Source organism: Rhodococcus sp. IEGM 1302, assembly GCF_030056935.1.
In the GTDB taxonomy this organism is placed as follows: Bacteria; Actinomycetota; Actinomycetes; order Mycobacteriales; family Mycobacteriaceae; genus Rhodococcus_F; species Rhodococcus_F qingshengii.
Window position 1 is genome coordinate 1 of sequence record NZ_JASHKY010000028.1, and the last position, 14,866, is coordinate 14,866.

Consider the following 14,866-nt stretch of genomic DNA (forward strand, 5'->3'; position numbering starts at 1 on the left):
AGTGGCTTCGGCGAAGGCACATTCAGACGTCGTGTCCACTCCTGCGGTTCAGAACATGGAGTACCTGGTCGATTCGAGTTTTGGACGATAATCAGCAGTCCGACGGCGGTGACTCGCCTCTGAAGCGCGCTTGGAGCCAGACTGCGGTCTCGGACCCCGGATCCAGATTATTGTGAGTTTGGCCTGCCCTGACGATGTGCTGCACCGAATCGCCGAACGCACAGGCATTGTCGACGGCCTCTTGCACCCACTGCGGGCGGATCGTCTGATCAGCGTCGCCGTTGATGACCAAGAGTGGTCCTCCGGCCGGACGCTGCGGAAGGGCGATCGATATGAGCCAGTCGCGCAAGACTGCTCCGGCCTCGTCGGAGTTCGGCAGGGTATCGGCGGGATTCAGTCGTGATGCTTGTTCGCCGCGTTCTTTCAACACCGGACCCGCACATGCCAGCCACATCGCAGAGTTGCTCGCCAGCGCGCCGTGTAGGTAGTTGCCTGGATCGGTGCCGGGTCGAGCGATGGTCAGCCCAGATACTACGTACGACATCATGATCTGCTGTTCATGCGTCAGCCACTCCGACTGGGCCAAGTCGGCGAGCTTGGAAAGATCTGCCGCCGGAGCCAGCGCTACCGATCCGACAAAATTCAATTCGGGCGCGTAGAAACCGGACAACTCTGCCGCCGCCCATGTCGCCTGCCCGCCGATCGACACGCCGAGTCCTGCCCATTTCCCGGACGTGTCCGGGACCATTTCTCGCGCCGCGCGAACTCCGTCGATCAGGTTGAATGCGCTGGTGTTCGGATCGAGGTACGGGTTGATGCCGCCTGCCGGACCCAATCCTTGGTAGTCGGTCATGACTGCGACGAACCCAAGTTTCATCAAAGGGACGATCGTGCTCGCGTAACCCAGGAGATTCGGGTACATCGAAGGTCCGCACTCCGCAGTCACTCCCGTTGTGCCGTGACCGACGGTGACAACAGACCGCCCGCCGGGTGGTGGATCGCCTTCCGGAACGAAGACGACTCCAGACACGACCGTTGAGCTTCCGTCCATACCTGAAGTTGATCGGTACGTGATCTGGTGGGCAGTCGCGCCCACGTCGGCGATCAGTGGATCGATTTCGTCGAACGCGGACGCACTTTCCAGTTTGCCTCTGGCCGCGACGGCGTCGGCGCTGATCGAGGGAAGAGGTACGGACGTAGGAGTCGGTTTTGAGGGCCTTGTGTGGGCAGTGCAACCGGTCAGAAGCGCCACGGTTGTCGCTGCAACGACTACAAATACTTGGGACGACGTTGTAATTCCGTCCCGGGTAGACGTGCGCATCATGCTCCGAGTCGCTCCTGATCGCGCTTCGACACGGCGAGTTTTCGGTCTCCGAACGCATCGAGTGCAGAGGCAACTATCAACCGGCGGACGCGTTCTCGCGAACTGCGATGGAACAGGTTGTGATCGCCGGAGCCTGAGAACAAGACCTGTGGAGGATTCCTCGATCTCGAAAGACGCGCTATACCTCGTCGGCCTCTGTTCGCCTCGAACCACGCTTCGTCTTCCGGCGAGAGTGACACTGCAGTTTTTGTCCCGCGGCGGGTCAAGGTCCGAAGCATCGACTCGGGGGCATTGACCAATCCGAGGAAACCGAGACCGAGCCACACCGGGTAGGGGACGTACCGCTGAGCTCGTCGTCCGGAATTGCGAATTGTTCTGGCCACGAGGAAAATTCGGTTTGCAACGTCAGACTCCATTGCATCGACGTGTGCTTTCTTCACTGGTGGTCGGCGATTGTTGATCGACCAGTTCACTATGTTGAGAAGCACCACGGACCTTGCGCCGCGCTGGCTTGCTGCATAGGCGCCCATCCATGCGCCGGAACACATTCCGACGTGCATCCGGCGGGACGGCGGCACGTCGAGAGTGTCGACGAGATCCATCACATTGCGGCGCGCTTCCGGAGACACGATGGGCGTGCTCTCGTCGGTGCAGACCGTGCCGCTGTCTCCTGTGCCCATCCTGTCGAAGCGAATCGAGCGAATACCGTGCGAGGCGAGAGTTCGAGCGGACTCGACCCACAGTCTCGCCGGCCCGATCCGGTGCTCGTTCGCGGTGCTGTGAAAGATCGCTGTGGCAGCGTGGCTCGCGGTCGTGCGGGATGCGGTGGAGATTGCAAATAGTGATCCGGTGGACCGTCGTTCCAATATTTCCCAGACTTCTTCGCCGTCGTCAGCCGTCGCGACATGCGCCGCCGACGTGATCTCTGGATCGACGGAAGTCTTGTCCTCGCCGAATTGTCGCGACACCCAACTCGAAATCCGCTGTATGTCGTGCGTAGGCACCGAGAGTACGAAACTGCTGGGGGAAACGAACTGATTCTGGCGTTCGACGAATATGCGTTCAGCACCGGATCGCTCGAGCATCCGTACCACGCGGGGCGAATCAGCGAATTCAGGGCGAATCGCGGCGAGGACTTTTGTCGACGAACTCGGATCGAACGTGCTGAGGTCAAGTCCGGAAAGGTCATTCACCGCTGCGGAAGCCAGCAGGCCGCCGACGATCGATGTGCAATCGTCGTGGTGGGGGTCGTCGTCGACCGAAACGCGGTACAGCGACGTCAGTTCTCGAACATAGGCCCTACCGGATATGACCGGATCCCACAAGACCATCGCACGTAGGTCGCCAAGTGTATCTACGGTGGACGCGGCCAGTAGGGCCCCTGCACGCAAACCTGCGACGGCAACGGAATCGATACCTGTGCGCCGCACGTACGAAACGGCTGCTGTCACGCTGGCCTGCCAGTGCGCAACTGCTAGCGGGTCATCCTGCCGACCGGATGAATCTCCTTGTCCCTCATAGTCGAAACGAAGAGCGAGGAATCCGTGCTCGGCAAGTTCTTGGGCGAGTTGGCGCAGTCCCCGATAAGCGCTGATGTGTTCCTTCGCGAGGGGTGGACATATGACCACGGCACCGCGCACGGCAGCATCCGACGGCAGGTGAACCGAGGCGAACAGTGCCCCATCACCAGGGCCCGGAATCCACGTGTCGATCGTGCGAATCCCGGTCGGTGTCTGGCGGTCGCGGAGGCGCCGGGTGGTGATCGCCAGCAGGGTGGGGTTGGGTGCGTGTAGTGCGGACATCACGGTTGTCATGTTGGCCATCGATTTGTTCAAGGACCTCTCCACACATTGATTCGGCCTGCCAGTTTCGCGTAGTTCTCCGGTTTCCAGAGGATCCGGTAAACTTCCCGCTACAGATAACATACCGCAAGTATGTTTTGCGGCGGATGAACAGTGCAAGAGTTGGATATGGGGGTGCGTACAGCGATGGATCCAGTGTTCGGTGCGTCGTTGGGCGCTGCCTCGGTTCGTATTGTTCGGGCCGACCCCCAGCCGGAAACCGGATCCACGAGCGGTCGATTCCTGACTCGGACTGTAGATGCATACGACGCCTCTCCGGTCCGGACAGCCGCGATTCACCTAGTTGCTGCGGTTCGCGGGGACACGTCACGGATGGTCATTTCGGTTCCCGACGAGCGGCAGAACGTAGCGCTCGAATCAGAACTGCGTGCCCGAGGTATCGAGGGCGTTGTCACGGTGCCGGAAGCGGTTGCCGTTGTCGCGTTGGTACGGACTTCGGGTGCGGCCGAAGGTTTTCGGTTACTTACAGTTCTCGATATCGGTCGAACCGGAGTGACTGTCTCGATGATCGAGATCGGGACCGCGACAACCATCGCGTCCACGCGGTCGACGGCGCTCGCCGGTGACAGGCTCGACGGGGTTGTCGCGGAGTTACTTCCGGCAACCACTGTTGATGCAGCCCTCGACGCTGATTCAGCGTTCGACGCCCGCGAAGTCAAGGAGTATCTCGCCAGTGGCTCCCGTCGTGCGCAGGTGATGCCCGTTCCCGAATCCATGTGCATCCGTTTCGATTCGGTTGTCGAGCGTGAAGTCGAAGACACGCTGATGGTGATTCGAGAAGTTGCGGCACGAGCTCGGTGTGTCCCTGACGCTTTGGTTCTCGTCGGAGGAGGCGCCCGAATTTCACTGGTGGAGAAGATACTCGCGCGGGAGTTTTCGGTACCGGTGATCAGGCCGGCCGAGCCCGAGCTCGCCTCGGCCAAGGGCGCAGCATTGATAGCCGAGGTCTTACATCAGGAGCACCCCAGCTCGGAAGTCGCGGTTTCGGACGTCGCGGTTTCGGCAGTCTCCGACTCGGAAATCGCAACGGATACTGTAGAAATGTCTTCCGATCAGGCCGTGGTGCACAGCGTCGGTGAAACCGAAGAAGACACCGAATCGGATTCGCTACCTGCTGGTGGGCTTGGGAGGATGCAAATCCTTGTGGGCGTCGGGTTCTCGATAGTTGCGCTGACCAGCTTCCTCGCGTGGGCGGTGCTGCGCCCGTTTTCGGATCCTGCACAGGCGGAACCGCCGCAGGCGCAAACAACGGCAATTGTCGCGCCGGTACCTACCTCCGACTTGCTGCCGCCGACCACGACCAGAGCAATCGATCCACTGACCGAGCGGAATCGGGCACCGGTCAATTTGGTGCGTTCGTGGAGGTACTGAACACAGAGACTCGCGTCAGGTGAACAGTTGGGAACTCCAGTCCTTGCCGTCGGCGAGACCGCCGGGGCAAGCGAAGACCGCAGAACCGACGTGCTGGATGTATTCGTTCAGCGCATCGTGTCGTGAAAGGTTTTGCTGCATCGGAATAAACTGCTCGACCGGATTCCGGCAGTACGCAACGAAGAACAGTCCCGCGTCCAGGTGGCCGAAGCCATCGGAGCCGTCCGTGAAGTTGTATCCGCGGCGCAAGATCTGAATCCCACCGAGTTCCTCGGCAGAGGCCAGGCGCACGTGTGAATCCTCCGGGATGACGAAGTCGTGTCCCATTTTGGAATCGAGATCGAGCTCGTCGAACTCGTCCTTGCCACCGAGCGGCGCTCCGCTCCGTTTGGAGCGGCCGATGACGGCTTCCTGTTCCTTGAGTACTGCGCGATCCCACTGCTCGATCAGCATGCGGATTCGTCTGGCGACGAGGAATGATCCGCCTGCCATCCAGGCCTGATCGTCAGTGGGATCAACCCAGACGTGCTGGGCGAGTGCGTTTGGATCTTCCGCCTTGATGTTGGCTGTTCCGTCCTTGAACCCGAACAGATTTCGTGGTGTCGCCTGCGTCGTCGAGGTCGAGGATGTTCGTCCGAACCCGAGTTGCGACCATTTGACCGACGCGGTCCCGAACGCGACTCGCGCGAGGTTGCGGATCGCATGGACGGCAACCTGGGGGTCGTTGGCGCACGCTTGGATGGCGATGTCGCCCCCGCTGCGATTCGGATCGAGGTTGTCCGCACGGAAGTGGGGGAGATCGAGCAGGGCAGCAGGTTTCTTGTTTGCGAGACCGAAACGGTCGTCGAAAAGTGACGGTCCGAATCCGATGGTCAGGGTGAGTTGCGACGGCGCGAGATCGAGTGCCTCACCCGTGTCGCTCGGTGGTGCATACGGACCGTCGCCGGTCGCTCCGTCCTCGGTTGCTTCCTGACCCGCCGTCATTCGTTCGGCCATCGCCGTCCACGTCTGCAGCAGCGTGATCAGTTCGTCGCGCGACTTCGTCGTCACATCGAAAGCGACGAAGTGCATACGATCCTGGGCCGGCGTCGTGATGCCTGCCTGATGCTCGCCGCGAAAGGCGACCACGTCTGCGTGATCGTCGCCGGAACTCTCGTCGGCGGTCACCCGCCCGATGACGGCACCGGCACCGGCCAGGACGGCGCCGGCCCCCACGGCGCCGAACAGTCGGCGCCGTGAGACTGCGTGCGGTGCTGCGTTTTCCGCAGCGGGTGTGCCTTCTGGTGAATCAGTCATCTACTGTCCCGCGACTACTTCCTGGACCTGGCTGACCTCGGCGGACAGTGCATCGATTTTACGCGAGAGTTCCTGACGCTGCGCCTCGGTGACGGTGTCGTAGTACACGAATCCGTCGCCGACCCGGAACTGCGCCAGCGCAGCGTCGAGGTCGGCGAATCGGTCAGCGATGCGCTGGGCGAGCTCGGGATTACGTTCCTGCAGGATCGGGTTCAGTGCCGCGATCGCCGCTTGCGAGCCGTCGACGTTGGCCTGGAAATCCCACAGGTCGGTGTGCGAGAAGATGTCTTCCTCACCGGTGATCTTGGAAGTCGAGATCTCGTCGAGCAGTCCTTGGGCGTCGCCGGCGATCTTGGTTGGATCGATCGTGTAATCCTCGGCATTCAGCTGGTCGGCAAGATACTGAATGTCTTCGAGCAGTTGATCGGCGACCGCGTTGGTATCCGGCTGAAGCCCGGTCACCCACAAATCCTTCTCGAGGCGGTGGAATCCCGTCCAGACCTGACCGGGCTCCAGATCCGCTTCGCGCAGGTCCAGCTTGGGATCGAGTTCGCCGAAGCTCTCGGCTTCGGGTTCGATGCGCTCGTAGTAGGTACGTGCGATCGGGAAGAGTGCCTTCGCCTGGTCGACGTTGCCGGACTGGACGGCGGCGACGAACTGAGCTGCGGTGTCCTGCAGCGCGACGATCTGGCTGCGGATGTACCTCCGGTAGCCGTCGGCAGCTTCGGCGAGTTGGCCGCTCTCGTCGGTGGCCGCCTGCGAATCGCCCGTGACGACGAAGTCCTGACGGATGCCGGTTCCGACCATGCCCGGCTTGCACGCGAGTTGATAGGTCGCAGCCTCGGGGAGGGAGACGATCAGCTGCCGGGTAAGGCCGGGGCCGATGTTCTCGACTTCGCCCATCGCTCGATCGCCCTCGGCGAAGACGTAGAACTCGGTGACCTTCGAGCCGTTGTTCGTCACCTGGAACGTCGAACTGCCAGTGGTTCCAGTGGTGGCACTGACGTCACACGAATCGTCGGTGGCCGTGACGACGATGTCGCCGTCGCTCGCGGTCGTCTTCTCGGTGCATGCGGCGAGGGAGAAGGGAAGTACCGCGGCCGTGGCCAGTACGAGGGTGGATTTACGCATGTCGGCAATGCCTCTCAGGATTTTTCGGGAACGTGTGTGTCGTGCGCAGGCGGGGTTGTCGGTTCCGATGGGCTCGACGGAAGGGGACGTAGGAAGAGCGCGAGGACGACTACGAGGTAGACGACCCATGCGACGGCTTGCAGGACGGTCGGGTCCGGGCGGAAGTTGAAGATTCCGGCGAGGACGGTGCCGTACCAGGTCGACGGGTCGTAGCCGGGTGTCAGGTTGAACGCGAGATTCGAACCGCCCGGCAGGACGTTTCCGGTCTGCAGAGCGCGAACACCGTACGAGAGGATTCCGGCGGCTACGACGATGAGGAAGATCGCCGTGTACCGGAAGAACGTCGTCAGGTTGAGACGGAGGGCGCCGAAGTACATGGCGACGGTCAAGACGGCGGCCAGGAGAATTCCGAGGAGCAGTCCGACCAACGGCCAGGAGCTGCCTGCGGTGTTCTCGGCGTAACCGACCATGAGCAACGCAGTCTCGACGCCTTCACGACCGACCGCGAAGAACGACAGCGACAAGATGGCGACGGGTCCGGCGATCAACGCCTTCTCCATCCCCGCTTTCAGATCTCCGGAAATGTTTTTGGCGGCCGTGCGCATCCACAAGACCATGATCGTGACGATGACGACGGCGATCAGGGAGGCAACGCCCGCGATGATCTCTGCGGTCAGGCCGTCGACCGTCGACGTTCCGTAGTGGATCGCGAAGAAGATGATCGCCACCATCGCGACGGCGATCGCGACGCCGAGCCACACCCATTTCAGTGCGTCCTTGCGCTGGGCCTTCACGAGGTAGGCGGCGAGAATCATCACCACGATGCCCGCTTCGAGGCCTTCGCGCAGACCGATCAGGCCACTGCCGAATAGCTGGGTGGCAACTGATGGTGTGCTCGCGGCAGCGAGTACCGACACGGGCACGGGCGACTCCTGACTGAGTGAGTGCAACAGCTTCTGACGAACGCATGAGGCTAGGCCAGCCTTAACTCAGAAGAAGATACTCCATCATCGACGGCGAACCATGCTCTCACCTGTACTTTTGCTGTTCTTTACCAATGGATTCGGGAGTAGTTCACTCGCATGTGGATGATGGAGGGGTGTACCGAACTCCCACAGCCCGCAGAAGTCCCCGGCGTCTCTCGCGAGCCGTAGCAGCAGTAGCTGCCGGAACAGCTTTGCTGGGCGCAGGCGTCGTGGCTTGTGGATCGAACGAACCGAAAGTAGCCATTCCGGAGGGCATACCCCCAGGTACCGGCTCTCCGACGCCGCCGATCGACATCAATGCTCCCGGCCGCAGTGCTGATCAACTCGCCGACTGGGCAGCGGGATTGTCGGACGACATCGGGATCGGGACGACGGCACTCGAGGCCTACGGGTACGCCGCTGCGGTGATGGCCGAGACGCTTCCCGGCTGCGGAATCGGGTGGACAACTTTGGCCGGTATCGGCAGCGTCGAGAGCCGCCACGGGACCTACGACGGCTCGTCGGTCGACGCGTTCGGCCAGGTTGCTCCGATCATTCGGGGAATCCCTCTCGACGGTGGCCCGGGAGTTGCCGAGATCCCCGACACCGACGGCGGGGCGATGGACGGCGATCCAGTGCACGACCGTGCGATGGGGCCCATGCAGTTCATCCCCGAGACGTGGCTCAAATGGGGAGTCGACGCCAACGGCGACGGCCGGGTGGACCCCGACAACATCGACGACGCTGCCCTCACGGCCGCCCGCTACCTGTGTGCACGCGGGGGAGACCTCACTTCCGCTGCCGGATGGCAGCAGGCACTGATGGCGTACAACCTCTCGGGCGACTATCTCGCACTCGTTCGTGATCGTGCGTCGGCGTATTCAGTCGGGGTACGGCCGGACTGACGGTGATCGATCCGCAGGTCGGACCCGTGACCGCGCGTCGATAAAGAAGCCTTCGGCCCGTGCGGTTAGGCTGTGTGCTGGCACTACAGAGGTGCTGGCACTGCAGAGGCCCAGCCGCGATCGTGGTCCTCTTTCGACCGGAGGGGTCGGAGCCCAAGTGTCAAGCACGCAGAGCGTGCCCCAATGCGAAGCCCATTCGAAGGAGAACCACACAGTGGCCAGTATTGAGCAGGTCGGAGCTCGCGAGATCCTTGATTCCCGTGGTAACCCCACGGTTGAGGTCGAGGTTCTGCTCGAAGACGGAAGTTTCGCCAGGGCTGCGGTGCCGTCCGGCGCTTCGACCGGTGAGCACGAAGCCGTCGAACTGCGCGACGGTGGCGCACGCTACGGCGGAAAGGGCGTCGAGAAGGCCGTGGAGGCTGTGCTCGGCGAGATCGCTCCTGCCATCATCGGCATCGACGCAACCGAGCAGCGCACGGTCGACCAGGCGCTGCTCGACGCGGACGGCACCCCGGACAAGTCGCGTCTCGGCGCAAACGCTCTGCTCGGTGCCTCGCTTGCCGTGGCTCGCGCCGCCGCCGAGTCCTCGGGCCTCGAGCTGTTCCGCTACGTCGGTGGCCCCAACGCTCACGTTCTCCCTGTCCCGATGATGAACATCCTCAACGGTGGCGCGCACGCAGACACCGGCGTCGACGTCCAGGAGTTCATGGTTGCTCCCATCGGCGCACCGAGCTTCAAGGAATCGCTGCGCTGGGGCGCCGAGGTCTACCACTCCCTGAAGTCGGTTCTCAAGGAGAAGGGCCTCTCCACCGGTCTCGGCGACGAAGGCGGATTCGCGCCCGACGTCGCAGGCACCAAGGAAGCACTCGACCTCATCACGATCGCCGTGAACAAGACCGGCCTCAAGCTGGGTACCGACGTCGCGCTCGCTCTCGACGTCGCTGCCACCGAGTTCTACACCGACGGCACCGGCTACAAGTTCGAGGGCAAGAACCGCACCGCGGCCGAGATGGCGGCGTTCTACGCCGAGCTCATCGACGCCTACCCGCTCGTTTCCATCGAGGATCCGCTCGACGAAGACGACTGGGACGGCTGGGTCGCACTCACCGATCAGATCGGCAACAAGATCCAGCTCGTCGGCGACGACCTCTTCGTCACCAACCCCGAGCGCCTCGAAGAAGGCATCGTCAAGGGTGCGGCCAACGCACTCCTGGTGAAGGTCAACCAGATCGGCACCCTGACCGAGACCCTCGATGCCGTCGATCTCGCTCACCGCAACGGCTACAAGACGATGATGAGCCACCGTTCCGGCGAGACCGAGGACACCACCATCGCCGACCTCGCGGTTGCCGTCGGCAGCGGCCAGATCAAGACCGGTGCTCCGGCACGCAGCGAGCGCGTTGCCAAGTACAACCAGCTGCTGCGCATCGAGGAGAACCTCGGCGACGCAGCACGTTACGCCGGCGAGGTTGCGTTCCCGCGCTTCGCTTTCGAGGCCTGACGGAAATCTAAGATTCAGTAGTGTCTGCACAGCGCGGTAAGCCACGATCCCCCGGCGGAAGTCCGGGGGGTCGTGGTTCCCGTCGTGGGGACACACCGTCGCGTGCGCGTCGGGACAGTGCCCGACGCGCACGCGTGTCGGAACCTTCGGTAGATCCGGAAGCAGTCGATTCCGCTGTGACAGACCCCGCGCAACCGGGGGTCTCCGCCGAGAAAGCGTCGGCGCGAGGGTCGAAGTCGGCCCGGGGGAAGAGCGGAACCAACAAGTTCTGGTCTCGGCTTCCGAAGTCGGACAACACCATTTTCGGCTTGTCCACCAGTCGGGCAGTTGTGCTCGCGATGGTTGTGCTCATGCTGGCGCTGACACTGGCAGTGCCGCTCCGTACTTACATCAGCCAGCGTTCGGATGCCGCGCAGGTGGCGGCCGAACGTCAGGTACTCGAGGAAGAACTGCGAAAGCTGCAAGGGCAGAACGCGCGCTTCGACGACCCTGCGTACATCGAAGCTCTTGCACGAGAACGCCTTCGGTACGTCAAACCGGGCGAGACCCCGTTCCAGGTTCAGCTTCCCGGTGACTACAAGGAACCCGAGAAGAAGCAGGAAAAGGAAACACCGCTCACAGGTCCGTGGTATCGCGATCTGTGGCAAACGATTTCGGAACCGCCAGTGGTTCCCGAGACGACGACACCGGCCCCGATGCCGTTGGCGCCGATAGAGCCAGAAGAACAAGGAGTACCCACCGGGTGAGCAACACGTCCGAAAATTCCCCACAGGTTTCACAAGCGGATCTCGACGCCGTTGCCGCTCAATTGGGCCGTGAGCCACGCGGAGTGATCGAGATCGCGTACCGCAGCCCGGACGGTCAGCCGGGCGTGGTCAAGACCGCCCCCAAACTTCCGGACGGAACACCGTTCCCGACGTTGTACTACCTCACGGACCCGCGACTGACTGCCGAAGCGAGCCGTCAGGAATCCGCCGGCGTCATGCGTGAAATGACCGAACGCCTGACCCAGGATCCGGAACTTGCCGCGGCCTATCGACGGGCATACGAGTCGTACCTTGCCGAGCGTGACGCGATCGAATCTCTGGGAACCGACTTTGCCGGCGGTGGGATGCCGGATCGTGTCAAGTGCCTGCACGTGCTGATGGCACATTCGCTTGCCAAGGGACCCGGCGTCAATCCGCTCGGTGACGAGTCCGTCGCGTTGGCCGGTCACGGAAAGCTGCGCGGCACTGCAATTCCCGCGGACTGGCCTGGCATCGACGATGCCGACAACACCGACCGGTGACTCGCCGTGTCGCCGCAGTCGATTGCGGTACCAACTCCATTCGACTGCTGATCGCCGACGTCGGCGCCGACGGTCGTCTGGTGGATGTCCGGCGCGAGATGCGCGTCGTGCGACTCGGTCAAGGTGTTGATGCGACAGGGACATTCGCGCCCGAGGCCATCGAACGCACCCGGATCGCGCTGGTCGAGTACGCGTCGATGATCGCCGATGCCGGAGCAACCGCCGTTCGCATGGTCGCCACCTCGGCTACTCGCGACGCTGCGAATCGGGAAGAATTCTTCACGATGACGCGGGACGTGCTCGGCGCGGTGATTCCCGGATCCGGAGCAGAGGTCATCACCGGCGACGAAGAGGCGCGCCTCTCGTTCAGCGGTGCTGTGGGAGAACTCGATCCGTCGGAGGGCCCCTTCGTGGTGGTCGATCTCGGCGGCGGATCCACCGAAGTTGTCCTAGGCGAGGCGTCCGGCGTCCAGGCTGCGTACTCCACCGACATCGGCTGTGTGCGCGTCACGGAGCGGTGCTTACCGTCGGATCCGCCTACAGCAGAGCAGGTTTCCGAGGCGACGGCTTTCGCGACCGCGAAACTTGCCGAGGCGTTCGAGGCCGTACCCGTCGAGAAGGCGCACACGTGGGTGGGTGTCGCTGGAACCATGACGACGCTGGCCGCGATCGCGCAGGATCTTCCGGAGTACGACGCCGAGAAGGTGCACCTGTCGAGGATTTCGTTCAATCAACTGTTCGACGTGTGCGAGCGTCTCATTGCTATGCCTCGGGTTGATCGTGCTGCCTTCGGCCCGATGCATCCGGGGCGGGTGGACGTCATCGGCGGCGGAGCGATCATCACCACGGTGCTGGCTCAAGCGTTCGAAGCCAAAGCCGGGATCACCGAACTGGTTGTCAGCGAACACGACATACTCGACGGCATCGCGATGTCGGTAGCTCAGACCGACCCGATAGTCTGATCCCTGCCGCACCCGACCCGTCGGGTGCGGCAAGGCCCCCATAGCCCAATTGGCAGAGGCAACGGACTTAAAATCCGTCAAGTGTCGGTTCGAGTCCGACTGGGGGCACCAAGTAGCCGCAGGTCGCGACGCCTTCCCTGTAAATCGAATGGCGCCCCAGGTCCTGCAGGGCCGTGAAAAGGCCGTGACGTGCGGCGTACCCCAGGCGGACGTAGGCGCGAGTGTCGGGGGCGGTCGGTATGGTTTCAGCTCATGAACCCACCGGACGTGCGTTATGCACTCGCTGCAATGTTGAACCCCGCTCTCGGTCGCGTCTCGGAACGGGCTGAGCGAGGTCAGACCCTCAAGGCATGGGGGCTGAAACCCCATCGTCCTGATCCCGGCACGCCAATGGCTAAGGACGACGCGGATGGATACTATGAGAAGATCCCAGAGGGCTTGTCTGGCACCGTGATGTACCCGATCATGAATGCTATCGACGCGATTGCTTCGACAAGGGCATTGGTTGTACAGGCGAAGGCAGACGCTCCATTCAACCATCACCCTGCTGCTTTTCTTTCACTGTGCAGAACAGCAGTCGAGTGCTCAGCGCAAGCTATTTGGATAATGAGTTCCGAAGATCGAGACGCAAGGCGCAAGAGAGCTGCTGGTCTCGCAAAGGTGGGAATTGAGCACGCGCGAGAATGGCATGGAGAGACACAGAACGCTCACGACAATGGGCTTCGAACGATGTCTGACGAAGCCTATGCGCAGAACAAGCATCGGTTCGAGTTCCACACCAAGGAGCTTGAGGTCTTGGAAACCCTTGAGCCTGCAAACGCACGACAGTACTCGGAAATGGTTCGGAAGGCCGCGAATTGGATCGCTGCCAATCCACCAAAGCACACGTCCGACGTGGCCGGGGTGCACTATCAGACGGTCTCTAAGCTGGGATACAGGGTTTGCTCTAGTTTCACCCACGGGCATGCATGGCCAATCCATCTGCTCGGAAATCCGATGGAATCTTTTGGAATGATGGCGGACTCTATCAATCTTGCACTCATCAACACTGAGTGTGCGTTGTCACTATATGAGGCACAGTCAACAGACCCGAACGGTAGCCGAACAAATTACTACCCGGAAAGATTGCAGGTCACGATAGACGACTGGCGCACACGATACTGAGAGTTGTTTAGTGGCTGGTCCAGTAACGTGCGCGAGGCGCTTGGGCTTGAACTCCTCGGGGGTCCGGATTGAAGCAGCTATCGATACTGATCTCAAGGATTACATGGCTCCGACCGGCATGTCCTGCGGTCCCGATGGAAGCCCAGTTCTTCTACGGTTTATCGGTCAAGAACTTCTCGAGTATGACCGACCGGGCTGCCCGGCAGATCGCTTACCGAACAGCGGCACTACGTTCGACAGTCCATTGGCTGGTGTTGTGAGGACGGCGGTAGGCTCGGGAAGATCATTGCCTGCGCCACCATCCTCTTCTGGTATCCAATCGCCGTAGGTGTCGAGGGTGAGCGTAAAGGTTGAGTGCCCCAGCCACTTTGAGACCTGCATGAAGTGGGTGCCGGCCATAAGGTGCATCGTCGCGAAGGTGTGGCGGAGGTCGTGGAGTCGTACTCCGCGAGTGGCGGAAAGGTCGGTGGTCGCTGGGGCGCTAGCGGGAAGTCCGACCACCACCAGCGCGGGACGAAATATTGTGTCGTAGAACGCGCCCATTGCGTTTGGTTGGGTCCAGTCGAGCGGAACCGCGTGCCGCTCGCCCGCAGGCCGGAAGCCACCGCCGTTCTTCCTCGACGGCCACAGCGGAGCAGTCGGCTCGGTGGACCTCGGGTGTTCTTCCGCGAGGTAGTCGCGCATGCGCTCAGCCAGCCAAGTCGGTAGCGGAACGGTCCTGCGGGACCGCTTAGATTTCGGCGTGCTCGACTCCCACCGACCCTCCTTTCGGTTCTTGGTTCGTAGGACGCTGATTGCGCATCGCGTAGTGGGGGAGCCGTCGGCCTTGGCTGGGCCGGTCGTAAACGAGAGGTCCCGAATCTCCAACCCCGAGTTCTCAGATGCGCGAAGTCCGCTGTACGCCAGAAAGCTCACCATTAGCCCGTAAATCGGGTACATCGACGCAACCTCTCCGCTGAGTTGGGCGACCTGGGTTGCGGTGTGTCGGTTCGAGTCCGACTGGGGGCACCACGTAGATCCTCCTGCACATTGAATCGAAAAACCCCGCTCGTCCTCTTCGGGCGGGCGGGGCTTTCCGTGGAGCAGCGACTGACCAC

Annotated in this window: 12 protein-coding genes and 2 tRNA genes; 9 read left to right on the forward strand and 5 right to left on the reverse strand. The window is 62.1% G+C overall.

All coding sequences use genetic code 11. The features are described 5' to 3' along the window. Window positions 1-91: 91 nt before the first annotated feature. Entirely contained in the window at window positions 92-1,051 is a 960-nt protein-coding gene (locus QM609_RS24915) for a lipase family protein (RefSeq protein WP_283337591.1), read from the reverse strand. Window positions 1,052-1,320: 269 nt separating this feature from the next. Next, the gene (locus QM609_RS24920; protein WP_283337592.1) at window positions 1,321-3,159 is read right to left on the reverse strand and encodes a serine aminopeptidase domain-containing protein; all 1,839 of its coding nucleotides are present in this window, start codon (window positions 3,157-3,159) and stop codon (window positions 1,321-1,323) included. Window positions 3,160-3,312: 153 nt separating this feature from the next. On the opposite strand from QM609_RS24920, the gene QM609_RS24925 reads away from it, so the two are divergent. Beyond that, window positions 3,313-4,557, forward strand: a complete 1,245-nt coding sequence (locus QM609_RS24925) for a DUF7159 family protein (RefSeq protein WP_050654536.1) — start codon at window positions 3,313-3,315, stop codon at window positions 4,555-4,557. Between the two features lie 15 nt (window positions 4,558-4,572). Here the strand turns inward: QM609_RS24925 and efeB are convergent, their stop codons facing one another. From efeB to efeU, 3 genes are read right to left on the reverse strand one after another with little or no spacing between them, the layout of a single operon-like run. After that, window positions 4,573-5,853 (reverse strand): iron uptake transporter deferrochelatase/peroxidase subunit, encoded by a 1,281-nt coding sequence (gene efeB / locus QM609_RS24930; RefSeq protein ID WP_050654537.1) that lies wholly within the window; start codon window positions 5,851-5,853, stop codon window positions 4,573-4,575. Next, entirely contained in the window at window positions 5,854-6,984 is a 1,131-nt protein-coding gene (gene efeO, locus QM609_RS24935) for an iron uptake system protein EfeO (protein ID WP_003946291.1), read from the reverse strand. 14 nt (window positions 6,985-6,998) lie between these two features. After that, a complete protein-coding gene (efeU, locus tag QM609_RS24940) occupies window positions 6,999-7,901 on the reverse strand; it encodes an iron uptake transporter permease EfeU (RefSeq protein ID WP_003946279.1) in 903 nt (300 codons plus the stop codon). Window positions 7,902-8,041: 140 nt separating this feature from the next. On the opposite strand from efeU, the gene QM609_RS24945 reads away from it, so the two are divergent. The 8 genes from QM609_RS24945 to QM609_RS24985 all read left to right on the forward strand — a co-directional run bounded on the left by QM609_RS24945 (window position 8,042) and on the right by QM609_RS24985 (window position 14,780). Further along, a complete protein-coding gene (locus tag QM609_RS24945; RefSeq protein WP_030536268.1) occupies window positions 8,042-8,854 on the forward strand; it encodes a lytic transglycosylase domain-containing protein in 813 nt (270 codons plus the stop codon). Window positions 8,855-9,068: 214 nt separating this feature from the next. After that, window positions 9,069-10,355 (forward strand): phosphopyruvate hydratase, encoded by a 1,287-nt coding sequence (gene eno / locus QM609_RS24950; protein ID WP_003946309.1) that lies wholly within the window; start codon window positions 9,069-9,071, stop codon window positions 10,353-10,355. A 134-nt stretch (window positions 10,356-10,489) separates the two neighbouring features. Continuing rightward, window positions 10,490-11,101 carry an FtsB family cell division protein gene (locus QM609_RS24955; protein WP_003946294.1) on the forward strand — a complete coding sequence of 204 codons (612 nt, stop codon included), beginning with the start codon at window positions 10,490-10,492 and terminating at the stop codon, window positions 11,099-11,101. Next, window positions 11,098-11,643, forward strand: coding sequence for a DUF501 domain-containing protein (locus QM609_RS24960; RefSeq protein ID WP_003946286.1), 546 nt, complete (start codon window positions 11,098-11,100; stop codon window positions 11,641-11,643). Before QM609_RS24955 ends, QM609_RS24960 begins: the two co-directional genes overlap by 4 nt. Next, window positions 11,640-12,605, forward strand: a complete 966-nt coding sequence (locus QM609_RS24965) for a Ppx/GppA phosphatase family protein (protein WP_050654539.1) — start codon at window positions 11,640-11,642, stop codon at window positions 12,603-12,605. Before QM609_RS24960 ends, QM609_RS24965 begins: the two co-directional genes overlap by 4 nt. A gap of 34 nt (window positions 12,606-12,639) precedes the next feature. After that, window positions 12,640-12,716, forward strand: a tRNA-Leu gene (locus tag QM609_RS24970). Window positions 12,717-12,857: 141 nt separating this feature from the next. Next, on the forward strand, window positions 12,858-13,769 hold the full coding sequence (locus QM609_RS24975; RefSeq protein ID WP_143541184.1) for a hypothetical protein: 912 nt from the start codon (window positions 12,858-12,860) through the stop codon (window positions 13,767-13,769). 920 nt (window positions 13,770-14,689) lie between these two features. Then, a tRNA-OTHER gene (locus tag QM609_RS24985) sits at window positions 14,690-14,780 on the forward strand. The last annotated feature ends 86 nt before the right edge of the window (window positions 14,781-14,866 follow it).